Source organism: Brachybacterium sp. (assembly GCF_052095815.1).
In the GTDB taxonomy this organism is placed as follows: Bacteria; Actinomycetota; Actinomycetes; order Actinomycetales; family Dermabacteraceae; genus Brachybacterium.
The window spans coordinates 21,110-36,635 of the sequence record NZ_JBQDLF010000008.1 but is presented as its reverse complement, the minus strand read 5'-3'; the positions used below and the strand labels follow the sequence as shown (position 1 = coordinate 36,635).

General features: G+C 69.9%; 13 protein-coding genes. 9 read left to right on the top strand and 4 right to left on the bottom strand.

Translation table 11 applies throughout. The annotated features are described in order from the left end of the window. The 5 genes from ACTH43_RS05140 to ACTH43_RS05120 are packed head-to-tail and all read left to right on the top strand — an operon-like array spanning nucleotide 1 to nucleotide 5,616. The gene (locus ACTH43_RS05140; RefSeq protein ID WP_441443852.1) at nucleotides 1-1,725 is read left to right on the top strand and encodes a dipeptide ABC transporter ATP-binding protein; all 1,725 of its coding nucleotides are present in this window, start codon (nucleotides 1-3) and stop codon (nucleotides 1,723-1,725) included. Next, nucleotides 1,715-2,956 carry a DegT/DnrJ/EryC1/StrS family aminotransferase gene (locus tag ACTH43_RS05135; protein WP_441443851.1) on the top strand — a complete coding sequence of 414 codons (1,242 nt, stop codon included), beginning with the start codon at nucleotides 1,715-1,717 and terminating at the stop codon, nucleotides 2,954-2,956. Before ACTH43_RS05140 ends, ACTH43_RS05135 begins: the two co-directional genes overlap by 11 nt. Further along, on the top strand, nucleotides 2,953-3,660 hold the full coding sequence (locus ACTH43_RS05130) for a hypothetical protein (RefSeq protein WP_441443850.1): 708 nt from the start codon (nucleotides 2,953-2,955) through the stop codon (nucleotides 3,658-3,660). Before ACTH43_RS05135 ends, ACTH43_RS05130 begins: the two co-directional genes overlap by 4 nt. Next, nucleotides 3,657-4,388, top strand: coding sequence for an amidohydrolase family protein (locus ACTH43_RS05125; protein WP_441443849.1), 732 nt, complete (start codon nucleotides 3,657-3,659; stop codon nucleotides 4,386-4,388). The genes ACTH43_RS05130 and ACTH43_RS05125 overlap by 4 nt, the downstream gene beginning before the upstream one ends. Before the next feature lie 10 nt (nucleotides 4,389-4,398). Continuing rightward, the gene (locus tag ACTH43_RS05120) at nucleotides 4,399-5,616 is read left to right on the top strand and encodes an Nramp family divalent metal transporter (RefSeq protein ID WP_441443848.1); all 1,218 of its coding nucleotides are present in this window, start codon (nucleotides 4,399-4,401) and stop codon (nucleotides 5,614-5,616) included. Nucleotides 5,617-5,733: 117 nt separating this feature from the next. On the opposite strand, the gene ACTH43_RS05115 is transcribed toward ACTH43_RS05120, so the two are convergent. The 4 genes from ACTH43_RS05115 to ACTH43_RS05100 form a co-directional block, all read right to left on the bottom strand. Beyond that, a complete protein-coding gene (locus tag ACTH43_RS05115; protein ID WP_441443847.1) occupies nucleotides 5,734-7,764 on the bottom strand; it encodes a hypothetical protein in 2,031 nt (676 codons plus the stop codon). Between the two features lie 228 nt (nucleotides 7,765-7,992). Continuing rightward, nucleotides 7,993-8,910, bottom strand: a complete 918-nt coding sequence (locus ACTH43_RS05110) for a hypothetical protein (protein WP_441443846.1) — start codon at nucleotides 8,908-8,910, stop codon at nucleotides 7,993-7,995. A gap of 7 nt (nucleotides 8,911-8,917) precedes the next feature. Further along, nucleotides 8,918-9,949 (bottom strand): Gfo/Idh/MocA family protein, encoded by a 1,032-nt coding sequence (locus ACTH43_RS05105; RefSeq protein ID WP_441443845.1) that lies wholly within the window; start codon nucleotides 9,947-9,949, stop codon nucleotides 8,918-8,920. Further along, entirely contained in the window at nucleotides 9,949-10,812 is an 864-nt protein-coding gene (locus ACTH43_RS05100; RefSeq protein ID WP_441443844.1) for a Gfo/Idh/MocA family protein, read from the bottom strand. Before ACTH43_RS05100 ends, ACTH43_RS05105 begins: the two co-directional genes overlap by 1 nt. Before the next feature lie 216 nt (nucleotides 10,813-11,028). Between ACTH43_RS05100 and ACTH43_RS05095 the strand changes: the two genes are divergently transcribed. The 4 genes from ACTH43_RS05095 (at nucleotide 11,029) to ACTH43_RS05080 (ending at nucleotide 15,466) form a co-directional block, all read left to right on the top strand. Further along, the gene (locus ACTH43_RS05095; protein WP_441443843.1) at nucleotides 11,029-12,072 is read left to right on the top strand and encodes a Gfo/Idh/MocA family protein; all 1,044 of its coding nucleotides are present in this window, start codon (nucleotides 11,029-11,031) and stop codon (nucleotides 12,070-12,072) included. A gap of 64 nt (nucleotides 12,073-12,136) precedes the next feature. After that, nucleotides 12,137-13,138 (top strand): Gfo/Idh/MocA family protein, encoded by a 1,002-nt coding sequence (locus ACTH43_RS05090; protein WP_441443842.1) that lies wholly within the window; start codon nucleotides 12,137-12,139, stop codon nucleotides 13,136-13,138. A 177-nt stretch (nucleotides 13,139-13,315) separates the two neighbouring features. Beyond that, on the top strand, nucleotides 13,316-14,293 hold the full coding sequence (locus tag ACTH43_RS05085) for a LacI family DNA-binding transcriptional regulator (RefSeq protein ID WP_441443841.1): 978 nt from the start codon (nucleotides 13,316-13,318) through the stop codon (nucleotides 14,291-14,293). A gap of 9 nt (nucleotides 14,294-14,302) precedes the next feature. Then, nucleotides 14,303-15,466, top strand: a complete 1,164-nt coding sequence (locus ACTH43_RS05080; RefSeq protein WP_441443840.1) for an ROK family protein — start codon at nucleotides 14,303-14,305, stop codon at nucleotides 15,464-15,466. Nucleotides 15,467-15,526: the final 60 nt, after the last annotated feature.

Here is a 15,526-nt window from a genome sequence, read left to right as displayed (position 1 = left end):
ATGCTGCTCGACATCTCCGATCTGCGGGTCACCTTCGATATGCCCGACGGCTCGACGGTGAACGCCGTCAACGGCCTCGATCTCCAGCTGGCCGAGAACGGCTCGACCGCCGTGATCGGCGAATCCGGCTCCGGCAAGAGCGTCTCGATGCGGGCGGTCCTGGGGCTGCTGCCCAAGAATGCCCGCGTGACCGGATCGGCGAAGCTCGACCTCGGCTCAGGGGATGCCATCGATCTGCTGCAGGCCGGTCACCAGCAGCTGCGGAGGGTGCGCGGCCGCGAGGTGGGCATGGTCTTCCAGAACGCGATGGAGTCCCTGAACCCCTCGCTCACCCTGGCACGGCAGCTCACCGAACCGTTCCTCTGGCACGGCCTGGGCACCAAGCAGGAGGCGCACAAGCTCGCCGTGAGGGCGCTGGGTGACGTGGGGATCCCTGAACCGGAGCGCCGGATCACGATGTATCCCTTCCAGCTCTCCGGAGGCATGCGCCAGCGCGCCATGATCGCGATGTCGACCATCACCAGGCCCCGGCTGATCATCGCGGACGAGCCCACCACCGCCCTCGACGTCACCGTCCAGAAACAGATCCTCGATCTGCTGCGCAGCATGCGCGAGGACGGGATGTCACTGGTGATGATCACGCACGACCTCGGCGTGGCCCGGTACCTCTCCGACGACGGCGTCGTGCTGCGCCACGGCGAGGTGCAGGAGGCGGGACCGATGCGACAGCTCCTCACCGCTCCGGAGAGCCCGTACACGCGCGTCCTGCTCGATTCCGCGATGGACATCCGCCCGCCCGAGGAGACGACCATCAGTTCCGATACCGGGTCGGACCAGTACACCGGGCCGAACCAGGGCACAGCGTCGTCTGCCTCGACAGCTTCGGCCACGTCGGCCCCATCAGCCCCATCTGCCCCAGCGGATCCGCCGACGCTGCGCGAGGAGCCGGTTCCGCTGGTCGCGGTGCGAGACCTGGTCAAGGACTTCCCCGGCGCCACCGGGCCGGTGCGGGCCGTGGACCAGGTCTCCTTCGACCTGCCCGCAGGCAGCACCCTCGGGGTGGTGGGGGAGTCCGGCTCGGGCAAGTCCACTCTGGCCCGGCTGGTGCTGCGCCTCATCGAGCCCAGCAGCGGTGAGGTCCGCTTCGACGGCAAGGATGTCCTGGCGATGAACCGCCGGGAGCTGCGGGAGCAGCGTCGCGCGATGCAGATGGTGTTCCAGAGCCCGTACGGCTCACTGCTGCCCTCCTCCACCATCGCCGAGAACATCGAGGAGCCACTGCGGATCAACCGCATCGGTTCCAAGGCCACTCGCCGAGCGACGGTGCTCGATCTGCTCAGCAAGGTCGACCTCCCCACTCACTTCGAGAACCTCTACCCCCGTCAGCTCTCCGGGGGACAGCAGCAGCGCGTCGCGATCGCGCGGGCGATCGCCCTCGAGCCGGCACTGCTGGTGGCCGACGAACCGACCTCCGCCCTGGACGCCTCGGTGCAGCTGCAGGTGCTGGAGCTGCTGGAGGACCTGCGCCAGGAGCTGGGCTTCTCGATCCTGCTGATCACCCACAACCTCGCCGTCGTGGAGCGCTTCGCGGATCAGGTGCTGGTGATGAAGTCGGGGAAGGTCGTCGAGAAGGGCTCTGCCTTCGAGGTCTTCACCCACCCTCGCGAGGAGTACACCAAGACCCTGCTCTCTGCCGTCCTGCCGGTGCATGCCGATGCACTCTGAACTGCTCGCCCTCAACGGCGGCAGCCCGGTGCTGCCGCCCGGCTCGCTGCCCTCGACCAACGACGCCGCCGGCCGCACGATCGGCGCCGAAGAAGAGGAGGCCGTGCTGCGGGTGCTCCGCTCCGGGATGCTCTCCGGGGTCTGGGGCACCGAGGTCACGGCATTGGAGCGCGAATTCGCGGCGCTGATGGGATCTGCGCACGCGGTCTCCTGCAGCAGCGGGACCGCCGCGCTGCACCTCGCGGTCGCCGCCGTCGATCCCGCTCCCGGGGACGAGATCATCGTCCCGCCGATCTCGGACATGGGCTCGGTGCTGCCGATCATCGCGCAGAACGCGGTGCCGATCTTCGCGGATCTGGATCCCGCCACCGGCTGCCTCGACCCCGCGGACGTGCGCCGCCGGATCACGCCGCGCACCCGAGCGATCCTCGTCGTCCACCTCTTCGGCGGTGCCGCGAAGGTCCGCGAGCTGCGCGAGATCGCCGACGAATCAGGGATCCTCCTCATCGAGGACTGCGCCCAGGCCTACCTCGCCCGGGAACGGCCCGAGGAGCCGCTGGTCGGCGCCGTCGGCCACCTGGGCTGCTTCAGCCTCCAGCAGTCCAAGCACATCACCACCGGAGATGGCGGGCTGGTGCTCACCGACGACCCACAGCTCGCACGCGCGATGCGGCTGTTCGCCGACAAGGCCTGGCCGCGGGACACAGGGGAGCGCACCTACCTCTCCTTCGCCCTGAACTACCGGATGCCGGAACTGAGCGGCGCGGTCGCCCGCGCCCAGCTGCGCAAGCTTCCCGAGGTGGTCGCTCGCCGGCGCCGCAGCGCCGAACAGGTCTCGGCCCGGATCGGCGCCCTGCCCGGTGTGAGCGTCCCTCCGTTCGGCGCCGAGCACGCCTACTGGTACTACCCGCTGCTGCTCGAGGGCCTGGACCGGGAGGGGGCGCGACGCTTCGCCGCCGCGCTCTCCGCCGAAGGGGTGCCCTGCATCGCCGGGTACATCGGCCGGCCCCTCTACACCGAGCCCGTGCTGCGCGCCCCCAGCGCCTACGGCGGCAGCGGCTACCCGCTGTGCGGCACCATCGAGTATCCCGACGGCCTCTGCCCGCAGGCAGAAGCTCTCATCGACCATCGCCTGCAGGTGATCCCCTGGAACGAGAACTACACCGATGACCAGGTCGACGCGATCTCCGCATCGATCGAGAAGGTCCATCGGGAGCTGATCGGCGCATGATCCTCGACTGCGACCTGCTGGTGGGCCGTGATATCGCCAGCGGCCGCCGCCGCACCCCCGCGGAACTCGCCCAGCGGATGGCTGCAGCCGGGATCGACGGCGGCGCCGTGACCAGCCTGCGCGCGATCGCCTACGACCCGGAATCCGGGAACCGAGAGGGTGCACGAGCCGCGGCGGAGCACGGCTGGATCGATGTGCCCGGGGTGGAGCTGCGCAACCCCCTGGACGCCCACGCCCGCCTGGAACGGATCGCCGCCGACGGGCACCGCCTGGTCCGCTTCGCCACCACCCGGCAGAACATCCCCGGCACCGCCCCCAGACTGCGCATGCTCGCCCGCCGCGCCACAGAGCTCGGCCTCACCCTGCTGGTGGAGGGATCGACCCGCACCGTCGGCCTCGCACTGATGGGGCTCGGCGCCTCCGTGGTGCTGCTGGACCAGCACTTCTACGATGCCGGTGAGTTCATCATGGTGGCCAGGGAGGAGCCCGGCTTCCACGCCTCCACCCGGCTGCTGGGGAACCTCGACGCCTGGGAGTCCATCACCGCCGAGGTCGGGGCCGACCGCCTCCTGTTCGGCACCCGCGCCGGCTGGTTCGAGGAGCATTCCGTGCTCGAGCGGCTGCACTCCAGCGGGCTCAGCCCCGAGCAGCGGGCGCTCGTCACCTCCGGCAACCTCCGGCGCCTGGCAGGGGAGAGGTCATGAACCGCGGACGCATCGACGTGCACGCCCATCTGGGACCGTGGTTCTTCGGACCCGACCAGGGCACGGCGGAGGACAATCTGCGCTCGATGGACGCGCACGGGATCGACGTCCAGCTGGTCTCGGGCGTCGAAGCCGTCACCTACGACCCGACCTCCGGCAACCTCGCCCTCGCCGCCGCCATCACGGGCCGACCCCGGCTGCGCGGCATGTTCGTCATCGACCCCCGCGACCTCGAGGCTGCTCGGACGCACCTGGCCGAGCTGCTGCCCGGCGGACTCTTCATCGGCGCGAAGATCCATACCGATTACGCACGCACCAAGGCGGGCTCTCCGGCGATGGCCGACGCGCTGCGCCTGTGCGCCGAGCATGATCTGCCGGTGCTCGTCCACTCCTGGGGCACGGAGCTGCTCGCGCTCGCCGATACCGTTGCTGCTGTCCCTGAGGTGAAGGTCATCGCCGGGCACATGGGCGGACCAGCCTGGCGCCTCGCCCCTGAGGCGGTCTCCCGCACCGATCGGCTCTGGCTCGAGCCCGGCTACTCCCAGCCCGAAGCGGACCGGATCCGCTGGGTGCTGAACCGCGTGGGCCCCGAGCGGATGCTGTTCGGCACCGACTCCACGCTCATCGATCCTGCGCTCGCGATCGGCGCCTTCCGCGCCGCAGAGCTCAGCCCGGCCGAGGAGGAGCTGATCATGCGGCGGAACGCGCAGGAGCTGTTCGACCTCTGAGAGGAATGAGATGACCGTGAAGACTGCCCCCGCGCCCAGAGAGTCCCGGGGTCGCTTCGGCCCCGCCTTCGTCACCGCGGCGCTGGTGTTCGGTCCCGGCAGCATCGCCACCGCGAGCTCGCTGGGCGCGTCCTTCGCCTATGACCTGGTGTGGGTGCCGGTGCTCGCCACGATCCTGATGCTCTGCTTCGTGAACCTCTCGGTGCGGATCGGACTGACCACGGACCGCTCGCCGGTCGCGACCGTGAGCCTTGCCTTCGGCCGGATCGTGGGGGTCCTGGTCGGGCTCGGTGCCTTCCTCGTTGCCGCCTCCTTCCAGGCGGGGAACTCCGCCGGGACCGGCGCCGCCGGGCAGGTGCTGCTCGGGGGAGATCCCCGCCTGTACGCCGTGCTCTTCACGGCGGCCGCCATCGGCTTCCTCTGGCTGCCCCGCTTCTACCGGAACCTCGAGCGGACGATGGTGGTGATCATCGTGCTCATGCTGCTGATCTACGTGGCCACCGCCGTGATCACCCGCCCGGACCTGCCTGAGGTGCTCCGGGGCCTGATCCCGTCGATCCCCTCGGGCGCGAATGCCCTGGTGGTCAGCGCCGTGGCGACCACGTTCTCGGTGGTCGGGGCGTTCTACCAGATCCAGCTGGTGCGGGAGAAGGGATGGACCGCCGAGCAGTTCCCTGACGCGCGCCGGGATGCGACGCTGGGGACGCTGGTCCTGGGAGCCCTCTCCCTGGTGATCATGGTGGCGGCCGCCGCGGTGCTGCATCCGCTCGGCGCCACGGTCAGCTCACCGGCGGATATGGCCGTGATCCTGGAGCCGACCCTTGGCCGCTGGGCGACCATCCTGTTCGCGCTCGGTCTCTGGGCGGCGGCCTTCTCCTCCCTGCTCGGCAACAGCACGATCGGCGGCTCCATGCTGGCCGGGGCACTGGGGATCGACCGGGGCGGTCTGGACTCCGCAGCCGTGAAGATCTGCATCACGGCCGTGATCGCCCTGGGCGGGGTGGTCGCGATCGTCTTCGGCGGGATCCCTGTCCAGCTGATCCTCACGGCCCAGGCGGTCACCATCTTCGTGGTGCCGCTGATCGGCATCGTGCTGGTGGCCTTGGCCCGCAGCCGCCGGCGAGGAACCCTTCGGATCGGGGTCGCCCAGACGACCCTCGCAGTGCTCGGCACCGGCTTCCTGCTGGTGCTGGCCGTGCAGTACCTGACGACACTGCTGGCGCGGTGACACTGCTGGCGCGGTGACACTGCCGGCGTGGTGATGCTGCTGGCGCGGTGAGCCGCGCAGATCGACGAGCAGCACCCGAGGCCAGATGCATCTGGCCTCGGGTGCTGCTCGTCCGGTTCAGGTGAGGCGGTGGACGTACACCCGGTTGTCATCGATCAGGTAGATCTCGCCGCGATCGGTGATCGTCAGTGACTTCCAGCCGTGCTCGTCGTCCAGGACCGTGAGGACGCCGGCGGCCGACACCCGGAAGTAGGTATGGCCGCCCACTCCGTAGAAGTGCTGATCGTGCTTGCGATACCGCAGAGTCGGAGTGCGGCCCCATTTCGCCCCAGTCGGCGTGATCCCGAGGTCGACCACCGAGGTCACCTCATGGCGGGTGATGTCGTAGGTGAAGAAGCGGTTCTCGTAGGTCATCCCGACCAGGGTCGAGGCATCGGCACCGAAGCACAGCGTGGACACCGTCTCATCGCCCGGGACCGGGACGATCGTCGAGATGACCTCGCGGGAGGCCAGATCGAACTCGAACAGATGCCCCTCGGTGGTGGTCGGATCGATCGACATCCCACCCTGGATGGTGGAGCCGCCGTAGACGACCCCGTCACGGTGCACCACAGCGCACACCCCCTGCTCGGGAACGATGTTGCGATAGACGTCGTGGTCGCCCGTCTCCGGGTCGATCAGGGTGAGCGCGCCTCCGAGGTGTCCGTACTCGGGGATCGACGCCGTGGCGAGGAGATCTCCCGCAGCAGTCATCTCGAAGATGCGGTCCTGCAGGTGCGGTGAGATCAGGGTGGCGAGCTTGTCGGGGTTCGAGCCCCAGTCCCACGGGACGCGCGAGTCATAGCGATAGACCACGCCGTTCGGGTACTTGCTGACCATGAGATACGGTCCCACCGCTGCGAATGTGTCGCTCTGCTCCGGTCCCTCGAGCTGGGTGATCTCTCCGCTGCTCCTGTCGACGGTCGCGATCACCCCGGCGCTGAGATAGGCGCCCACCCAGACATCGCCCGTCGGTCCCAGTCCGATGCTCTGGGCGATCACCGGCGCGCCCTCGACGGCGGGATCATGGAGGGTGACCTCATCGGCCGTCGGGTCGAAGATCACCACCTCCCCGTTCTGGCGGAAGTTCGCAATGATGTCGTGCCCGCTCGCCGGGAAGACTTCGAGAGCCCGCAGTGAGCTGGTGGAGACTCCGTGCGCGGCGAAGCCCAGTGGTGTTGCGGCGAGGGTCTCGGCGTCGAAGACCCAGTACTCGTCATCGCGCCGGAAGTAGCTGAGATTCGCGTCGCCCCCGCTGGCGAAGGCGGACGCCGCCTGGTCCATCCCCGTGGCATCGTCGCGCCAGGTGCCGCTCGTCGTGTCGTACACCCCGTTGCCTCCCGGCAGCGGGACCAGCAGCAGGGGCCCGGCAGTGCCCAGTGCAGCGATCTGTGCGGGAGTGCGGGGAAGCTCGATCTCGGTCCGCTCGCCGCTCGCGGTGTCGAAGGCGGCCAGCTGGCCGGTCCCGATCCCGGTGCCGACGTAGAGGACGTCCTCGATCTTGGTGAAGCCCCAGGCGTAGTCGCCTCCGTTGTCGCTGGCCCGTCCGAACTCCCGGACCTCGCCGGTGGGCAGATCGAAGGCGTAGATCTCCGAGCGCGGGTAGCAGCAGAGGTAGAGCGTGTCCCCGTCGGGGATGACGTTGCGGATCATCGTGTTCGGGATCGGCTTCCCCGTCCCGCTGGTGGTGATGGGGGTGACGGTCTGGGCGGCGTGGTCGTAGAAGTTCAGCGCGGTGGCACTGCCGCTGCGTGCCGTGAAGTAGGCGCCGCCCTCGATGCCGTACACCCCTCCGCCGTAGGCCAGGGAGTCGTCGGGCAAGGACCAGGAGAACAGTCGTTCTCCGGTCTCGGGGCTGATGACGGAGAAGGTCACCGGGCTGCCGTCCGAGAGGGCGTAGAGGTTCGTGCCGCCTTCACCATCAGGGCCGCTGCCCGTGAGGCGGACGTTGATCGACTCCATGGCGATCCCGAGATCGATCAGTTCCCCGGATCCTGAGGGGAGCCGGGGTGCGGCGAGTGCGGGTGCGGCGGTGGCCAGTCCCACCGCGGTCGTGGTGAGAAGTCCGGTCTGCAGTGCTCGACGTCGAGTCATCTGTGGTGCAGGCATCTGTCAGCCCTCCGTTGGGTGATGTGTCCGGACTTCAGTCTGCAACCCATTGCAGCATGTGTCCATGCCTCATCGAGAATTGGGGTGAAGTCCCTCGCGAGGCCCTCATTCCGTGCCTGGAGGCGCGTTCGGGCAGCCGGCCGGGAGGCGGCTGGGGAGCGGCCGACGGCGTCGATGGTCACGAGGCGGCACACTGGTGTGACCGGGTTCTCCGGTGACGAAAAGGGGTCAGCTCAGCCGCTCGCGCAGCCAGGTGGCGACACCTGTCATGACGTGAGCGGGCGGCGGATGCCCGCCGTCGTGCAGCAGGAGTTCGAGCCCCTGCTCCTCGGGCCAGCGCCGCCGCGCCGAGCGGAACAGGTCGAGGTTGTGCACGCCGTCGCCGTCCCCGCCCCCGGCCAGCAGGAAGGGTCGCGGGGCCACCAGCCCGAGCAGCTCGTCCTGGTCCCGGCCGGCGGGGATGTCGCCGTCCAGATACCAGGGATCGCTCCAGTTGGAGTGGGCGAAGCCGAGGCCGGGCTCATGGGCGGCGCCGGCCTCGATACGAGGATCCAGGGCGGCCAGGTGCAGGGAGAGCTTGCCTCCAAGGGAGTGACCGAAGGACGCCAGCCGGGACGAAGGGGCGAGCCCGGACTCCTGCAGCGCGGTGACGGCGAGCATCAGATCCGCGACGCTCCTGCCGAGGCCGGTCATGGACTGCTCGCGACGATGGCGCTCGGCGGCAGGGCCGTAGCGTGCCTCCAGCCCCACCGCCCTCGCCGTCGCGGCGTCCGAGGCGGCGACCTGCTCGAACCACCAGGGCACAGCGAGCACGGCGTGACCGGCCTGTGCCAGCTGCAGGCCGAAGGCGCTGCCGGCAGGGTCCCGGCCGCTGAGCTCGGTGCGCGGGGAGGGCTCCGCGAACAGGGGAGCGGTGTCATAGAAAGGCACCACCACCACGACCCCGGACGATGGGACCGTCGTCGGCCGCAGCAGCTCGCACACCAGCTCGCTGCCGAAGCTCTGGATCACGAGCTGATGGATCTCACCGCGCACCCCGGGGTGCCCAGGGGTGCGGCGCCCGCCCGGCCGCCAGCTGCCCCCGGGATCAGCGACCGCCCCCAGGCGCTGCTGCCACCAGCGGCGGGTGTCCTCCTCAGAGGGCATCGTCTGTTCAGACCTCCGCAGGCAGGGCGGCCGGACGGACCGGCGCTCCGGTGCGACCGGACTCGTAGACCGCTTCGATGAAGGCGACCGCGGCGCGGGCCTCGGCCGAGGAGACCAGCGGCGCGGTGCCGCTCTGCACCGCCGAGACGAAGTCCTTCAAGCCCTCGAGCAGGATGTCCCGCGGGGTGAACTCGGGCAGCTCGAGGCCATCGCGGGAGTGCAGGTGCATGACCCGTTCGTTCTCGGTGACGATCGAGCCGGCGTCGCCCATCAGGTTCATCCGGATCGGGAGGTTGCCGTAGGCGGCGGTGGTGGCCTGGAAGGTCAGCTGGGCGCCGCTCTTCAGTCGGGCGGTGATGGTGACGGTGTCCTCGACCTCGATCCGCTCGTGGGCGAGCAGGCCGGTGAAGGCGAAGAGCTCCTCGACCTCGCCGAGCAGCCAGAGGGTCAGATCCACCAGGTGCACGCCCTGATTCATCAGGGCGCCGCCGCCGTCGAGCTTCCAGGTGCCGCGCCAGGCGCCGGAGTCGTAGTACTCCTGGCTTCGCCAGAGCGGGACCTCGATGGTCGCAGAGGTGAGGCGGCCCAGCCGTCCTTCGTCGATGATCTGCTTGAGGAACTGGTTCTCCGCTGCGAAGCGGCGCTGGCTGGCGATGGTCAGGGTCTTGCCGGAGCGCTGCTCGGCGGCTCGGATCCTGTCCGCCGCCTCGACGGTCACCTCGATCGGCTTCTCGAGGAACACGTGCTTGCCGGCGTCGAGCGCCTGGATCGTGACCGCGGCGTGCAGGCCCGAGGGCACGGCGATGATGACCGCGTCGATGTCCTCGCGCGCCAGCAGTGCGGTGACGTCCGCGGCGGCTTCGACGCCGTGCTCGGCGGCGATCTTCTGGGCCGCCTCAGGGTTCTGATCGGCAACCGCGATCAGCGCGGCGGGAGCGGCCTCGGAGGTCAGTCGCTTGGCATGGCCCTGGCCGATGATGCCGACGCCGATGATGCCGAAGCGCAGCTGATCGAGCGGGGCGGTGGTGGACTCGGTCATCAGGAGTTCCTCTCCAGGGAAGCGGTGATCGCGGACAGTACGGCGACGGGGGACAGCAGGTCCTGCGGAGAACGAGGGGAGGCGCCCGCGTCGACTGCGCCGAGGAACTCGGCCAGGGCGGGGGCGTTGTAGTCGTTCGTCAGGCTCAGCGGGTGGGAGACGACGGCATTCTCGTAGATGCCGGTGGCGTGGAAGGGCACTCGGGTGCTCTTGCCGGGGATGACGAAGGTGAGGGTGAGCTGGGTGTTCGCGATCTCGAGCGATGCCACCACGGTGTCCCCCCGGCGCACGGTCCGCACATCGAGGGAGCCCGGCTCGACCGTCGGATTCCCGAGGATCTCAAGGGCTGCCTCGACATGATGGATGCCGTAGAAGAACAGTCCCGAGTACTCGCTGTCCGGGTCTGCCGCGCCGATCACGTGGAGATGGCGCAGTGCACCGGTCTCCGCGGTCGGGGTGAAGTGCGGGAGCTCGGGCACGAAGCGCAGGGCAGAGCAGGACAGCAGCACCGCGTTGTGGCGTGCGGCGAGATCGAGCAGCTCCTGGGCGTCCTCCACGGAGGCGGCGAGCGGTTTGTCGACCAGCACCGCCTTGCCGGCTTCGAGCAGTGGCCGAGCGTGCTCGAGATGCTTGGCGCCGTCGCGGGTGGAGACGATCGCGGCGTCCACCTGGTCCCCGAGCTCTCCGGGCTCCTCGACGATCAGGTCGATGCCGCCGAGTGCGGCGAGCTCCTGGTTCCGCTCCGAGGGGCCGCCCACCAGGGCGATCGCGCGGGCGCCGGGGTGACGTTCCTCGACGTTCAGGAATCGGGTGAAGTGGGTGATGTGCGAATTCTCGGTGCCAATGAGGCCGATGCGCAGCATTGCTGTTCCCCTCGTGGCCGGGCGATGCCGGGCTGGTCGGTGGATGCGGTCGGGTCCCGAACGCCGGCTGCGATGTCACGGCGACGGGACAGGGTTCCAGCCTGTACTGCAATCGCTTGCACGTCAAGGGGGAAAACGTATCCACCGGCCATGGAGCTTGATTCTCGGCTTCCACAACCGATTGCACTCCCTGGGTGGACGGCCTACTGTCGAGCCATGGAGAAGATCGATGAGCTTCCACGAGTGGGCCTGCTGGGCCTGGGCACCATCGGCGTCTCGCACGCCCGGGCGCTCGCACAGCTCCGGGACCGAGTGACCCTCGTGGCCTTCAGCGGAGGCAGCGCCGAGAAGGCGGCGGACGCCGGCTGGCCGGAGGCGGTGAAGCAGAGCCCCGAAGAACTCCTGCGCCGGGAGGACCTCGACGCGATCGCGGTCTGCACCCCCAGCGGCGCCCATGCCGAGAACGTCCTCGCAGCCCTGAACGGCGGCAAGCACGTCGTGGTCGAGAAGCCGCTCGCACTCACGGCGGCCGAGGCGGATCAGATCGTCACCCTCGCCGAGGGCACCGGCTTGAGCGTCCATGTCATCTCCCAGCGTCGCCTCGAGCCTGAGGTGCAGGCCGTGCGGGCCGCGCTCGAGGACGGTCGGCTGGGGAAGGTGCGGCTCGCCACCACCCACGTCCACTGGTGGCGGGACGAGGACTACTATGCCGCCGCCGCATGGCGCGGCGATGCTGCGGGTGGCGGTGGCTCCCTCATGAACCAGGGTGCCCACAACGTCGACCTCCTGCGCTGGCTCGCGGGTCCCATCGACTCCGTCACCGCGCAATCCGCGACCCTCGCCCAAGCGCCCGGCGCCGAGGACACCACCGTCGCCACCGTGCGCTTCACCAGCGGCGCCCTGGGACTGATCAGCACCTCGACCGCGACCCCACCCGGGACCCCGGCCACCCTCACCCTCCACTGCGAACACGGAGTCGTCGAGATCGGCCAGGGCGAGCTGCGGCGCTGGGACGTCGAGGGCATCCCGACCCCGACGATCCGGGCCGAGGGGGAGGGGATCGGCGTCGGCGCCTCGGATCCCGGCGCGATCGGCATCGCCGGGCACATCCAGCAATGGACCGACATCCTCGCGGCGCTGCGGGAGGGACGCGACTCCTCGATCTCCGGCGGGGACGGCGCCGAGACCGTGCGCCTGCTCGATGCCCTCACCACCGCGGCGGCTGAAGGCCGCACGGTCACCATGGAAGAACTGCGATGACGGAGATCTGTGTGATGGCGAAAAACTGCGATGATGGAGGAAGTGCGATGACGGAGCAGCAGCGATGAAGGTCGCCATCCTGGGCGCCGCCCACCAGCACGTCGACTACGCCCTGGCGGAGGTCGAGCACCGCGAGGAGCTCGAGCTGGTGGCCGCGTCGGAGCCCGATGCCGCCCTGCGTGAACGCTTCCTCGGCGGGGTCGAGGTTCCCCTCTACGACACCGCGCAGGAGCTGCTCGCCGCCCACGACGTCGACGTCGCCCTGGTGGCCGGGATCTACAGCGAACGCGCACGGGCGAGCATCGCCGCGCTGAACGCCGGCGCGCATGTGCTGGCCGACAAGCCGCTGTGCACGACCCTCGACCAGCTCGACAAGATCAGGACCGTGGCAGATCGGGCTCAGCGGCACGTCTCGATAGTGTTCGAGAAGCGCTTCTATCCCGCCACCCTCGCGCTGCGTCGACTGCTCGCCGACGGGGTGCTGGGCAGGATCGCGATGATCGCGAGCACCGGCCCGCACAAGCTCGGCCAGTCCGCTCGTCCGGCCTGGTTCATGGACCCGGCCACCTACGGCGGGATCGCCGGGGACCTTCCCATCCACGACATCGATCTGGTCCTGGACCTGGTCGCCGGGCAGTCCGGCCTGGCGGCGCTCCACGGCAGCGTGAGCGCCTTCGTCGGCAATGCCCGGCCGCAGGACCATCCCGGCTTCGACGACCACGTCAGCCTCTTGATACGCGTCGGGGAAGTCCCCGCCACCATCGAGGCGAACTGGCTGGCGCCTGAAGCGGCAGAGGTCCACGGCCACTACCGGATGAGGATCACCGGAGGGAAGGGGACCGCTGAGCTGGACTGGGCGTACCACCGCCTCACGGTCACCACCCACGACCGTCCCACCTGGGAGGAGCCATTGGGGCCGGCGCCCCGCCCAGCCCAGTACTTCTTCGACGCGCTCCTGGCCGGCCGCGAGCCCGAGGTCACCACCGCAGCGAGCCTGCAGGCCACCGAGGTCGCACTCAAGGCGCAGCGGAGCGCGGAGGCCGGGGGAGCGCCGCTGGGCTTCTGACCCCCTCACCGCTCGACACCGGCCGTTGGTGGGCCAGGGCCGCCGCACCGGATCCGGTGCGGCACAATGAGGTTCCAGACCACGCAGGGTGAGAACAGAGACACCGTGTCCGGGGGCCGCGGCATCGCCGGAACCGATCCCGTCGCTGCGCGGTGACCGGTATTCAGGAGGTGGGCGATGCGCAGAGCCACGATCTACTCGATCGCGGAGAGTCTGGGGGTCTCGCCCTCGACGGTCTCGCGTGCCTTCTCCCGCCCGGAGATGGTCAAGCAGTCCGTGCGCGAGCAGATCCTCGAGACAGCGCGCGAGCTCGGGTACACCCCCAACCGCGCCGCACGAGGGCTGGCGACCGGCCGCACCGGCGTGATCGGCATGTTGGTGCCCGACGTCGAGAACCCCTTCTTCCCGCCGCTGATCCGCGCGGTCCAGGATGCCGCGCGCGAGCAGGACGCAGAGCTGCTGCTGATCGACTCCGAGCTCAGCGCGAGCGCGGAGCAGGATCTCGTCGCCCGGATCCGTCCGCAGGTCGACGGGCTGATCATCGCTTCCGCCCGTCTTCCCTCGAAGCAGCTGCATGACGTGCTCCGGGGTGTCCCCGCCGTGATCGTCAACCGTGCGGTGCGCTCGCTGCCGGCGGTGGTGTGCGACAACACCGAAGCACTGCAGGGCCTGGCCCAGCATCTCCGCGAGCACGGCCATTCCCGCTTCGCGCTGCTGCGCGGGCCCAGTGCGTCCTGGGCTGCGACCAGCCGTGCCCGGGCCGTGCGGTCCTGGGCCGAGAGCTCCGGGGTTGAGCTCGTGGAGCTGGGCCCCTTCGAGGCGCAGTTCGAGGACGGCCGCGCCGCGGCGCAGCAGATCATCGATGTCGACGCCACCGCCGTCTTCGCCTTCGACGACCTGATGGCCGCCGGAGTGATCGCGGGCCTCAGCGAGCGGGGGGAGCGGGTCCCCGCCGACCGCAGCATCGTCGGCTGTGACGACGTGCTGCTCGCCCGCACCATGACCCCGGGGCTGACCACCGTCGCCGCTCCGTTCACCGAGCTCGGCCGCGCCTCCGTCGAGGTGCTGGGAGAGGCCATCGCCGGCGGCCCGGCACGCACGGTGACCCTGCCCGGCACCCCAGTGATGCGCGGGACGATCGGCCCGCCCCGATAGGCTCTCAGCATGCAGGGGGACGGACACACAGGCACCAGTTCCGCCACCATGGCGGATCTCGGCGGTGAGAGCACGCGCACGGTCTACCGGGACCTGCTGCGGTTCGGCCCCCGCTCGCGCAGCGAGCTGTCCCAGAGGCTCGGCCTCTCGGCCCCCACCGTCACCCGCGTGAGCCGAGATCTGCTCGAGCGCGACCTCCTGCATCCGCTCGGCATCGTGCAGCAGGCCAAGGGACGTCCCCATGAGCCGCTCGACGTCGAGGAGAACCGCGGACCCCGATTCATCGGGGTCAAGGTCACGGCCGACGAGGTCCACGCCGTGGTCACCACGGTGCGCGCCAACGTCCTCGAGGAGCTGACGCTCTCCCTGGAGGACACCGCGCCCGCGACGATCCAGGAGACGATCCTGATCGCCGTCGAGGCGATGATCGCGGCGCATCCCCATGTGGTCGGGATCGGAGTGGGTCTCGGAGGACTGGTCACCGAGCGCCGCACCGTGGTCTCCGCGCATCTGCTGGGCTGGCGCGAGCCCGTCGAGCTCGCCGCTGCCCTAGAGGCCCAGATCCAGCTTCCCGTGGTCGTCGAGAACGACCTGATCGCCATGGTCAACGGCCTGCACTGGTTCGGGATGGGGCGTTCCTACGATTCCTTCGCCGTGCTCACCGTCGGCGCCGGGGTGGGGATCGCGACGGTGGTCGATGGCCGGATCGTGCGCGGACGCCACCACATGGCGGGGCTGACCGGCCTGGTTCCCGTCGGCGTCGGCCCAGGCGGCGACATGATCGCGATCCGCGAGGTCGCCAGCACGCAGGCCGTGGTCCGTCGCGCCCACGACCAGGGCGTGCTTCCCGCGGGAGGGGACATCGAGGACCTGCGCGGACTGCTCGCGACGGGGCACGACGGCGCGCTCTCGGTCGCGACGGAGATGGCGCACGCGCTCGCGGTCACGGCCGTCGGCCTGGTCGCGGTGGTGGATCCCGAAGCGATCGTGCTCGGCGGGGAGAACGTGGACCTGCTGCGGGCCGCCGCACCCACCTTCGAGGAGATTCTGCGGCGGGGTCTCGCCAGCTCACAGCAGGAACTGGCGATCCGCACCCTCAGCGGCGACTTCGACGAATGGGCTCGCGGGGTCGCCGTCATCGCCGTGCAGGAGTTCGTCGGGGTCGAGCCCTGAGGCACGACCCCGACGATGCTCCGCCGGCTGCTCTGTCATTCACACAGGACGCCACTCGAG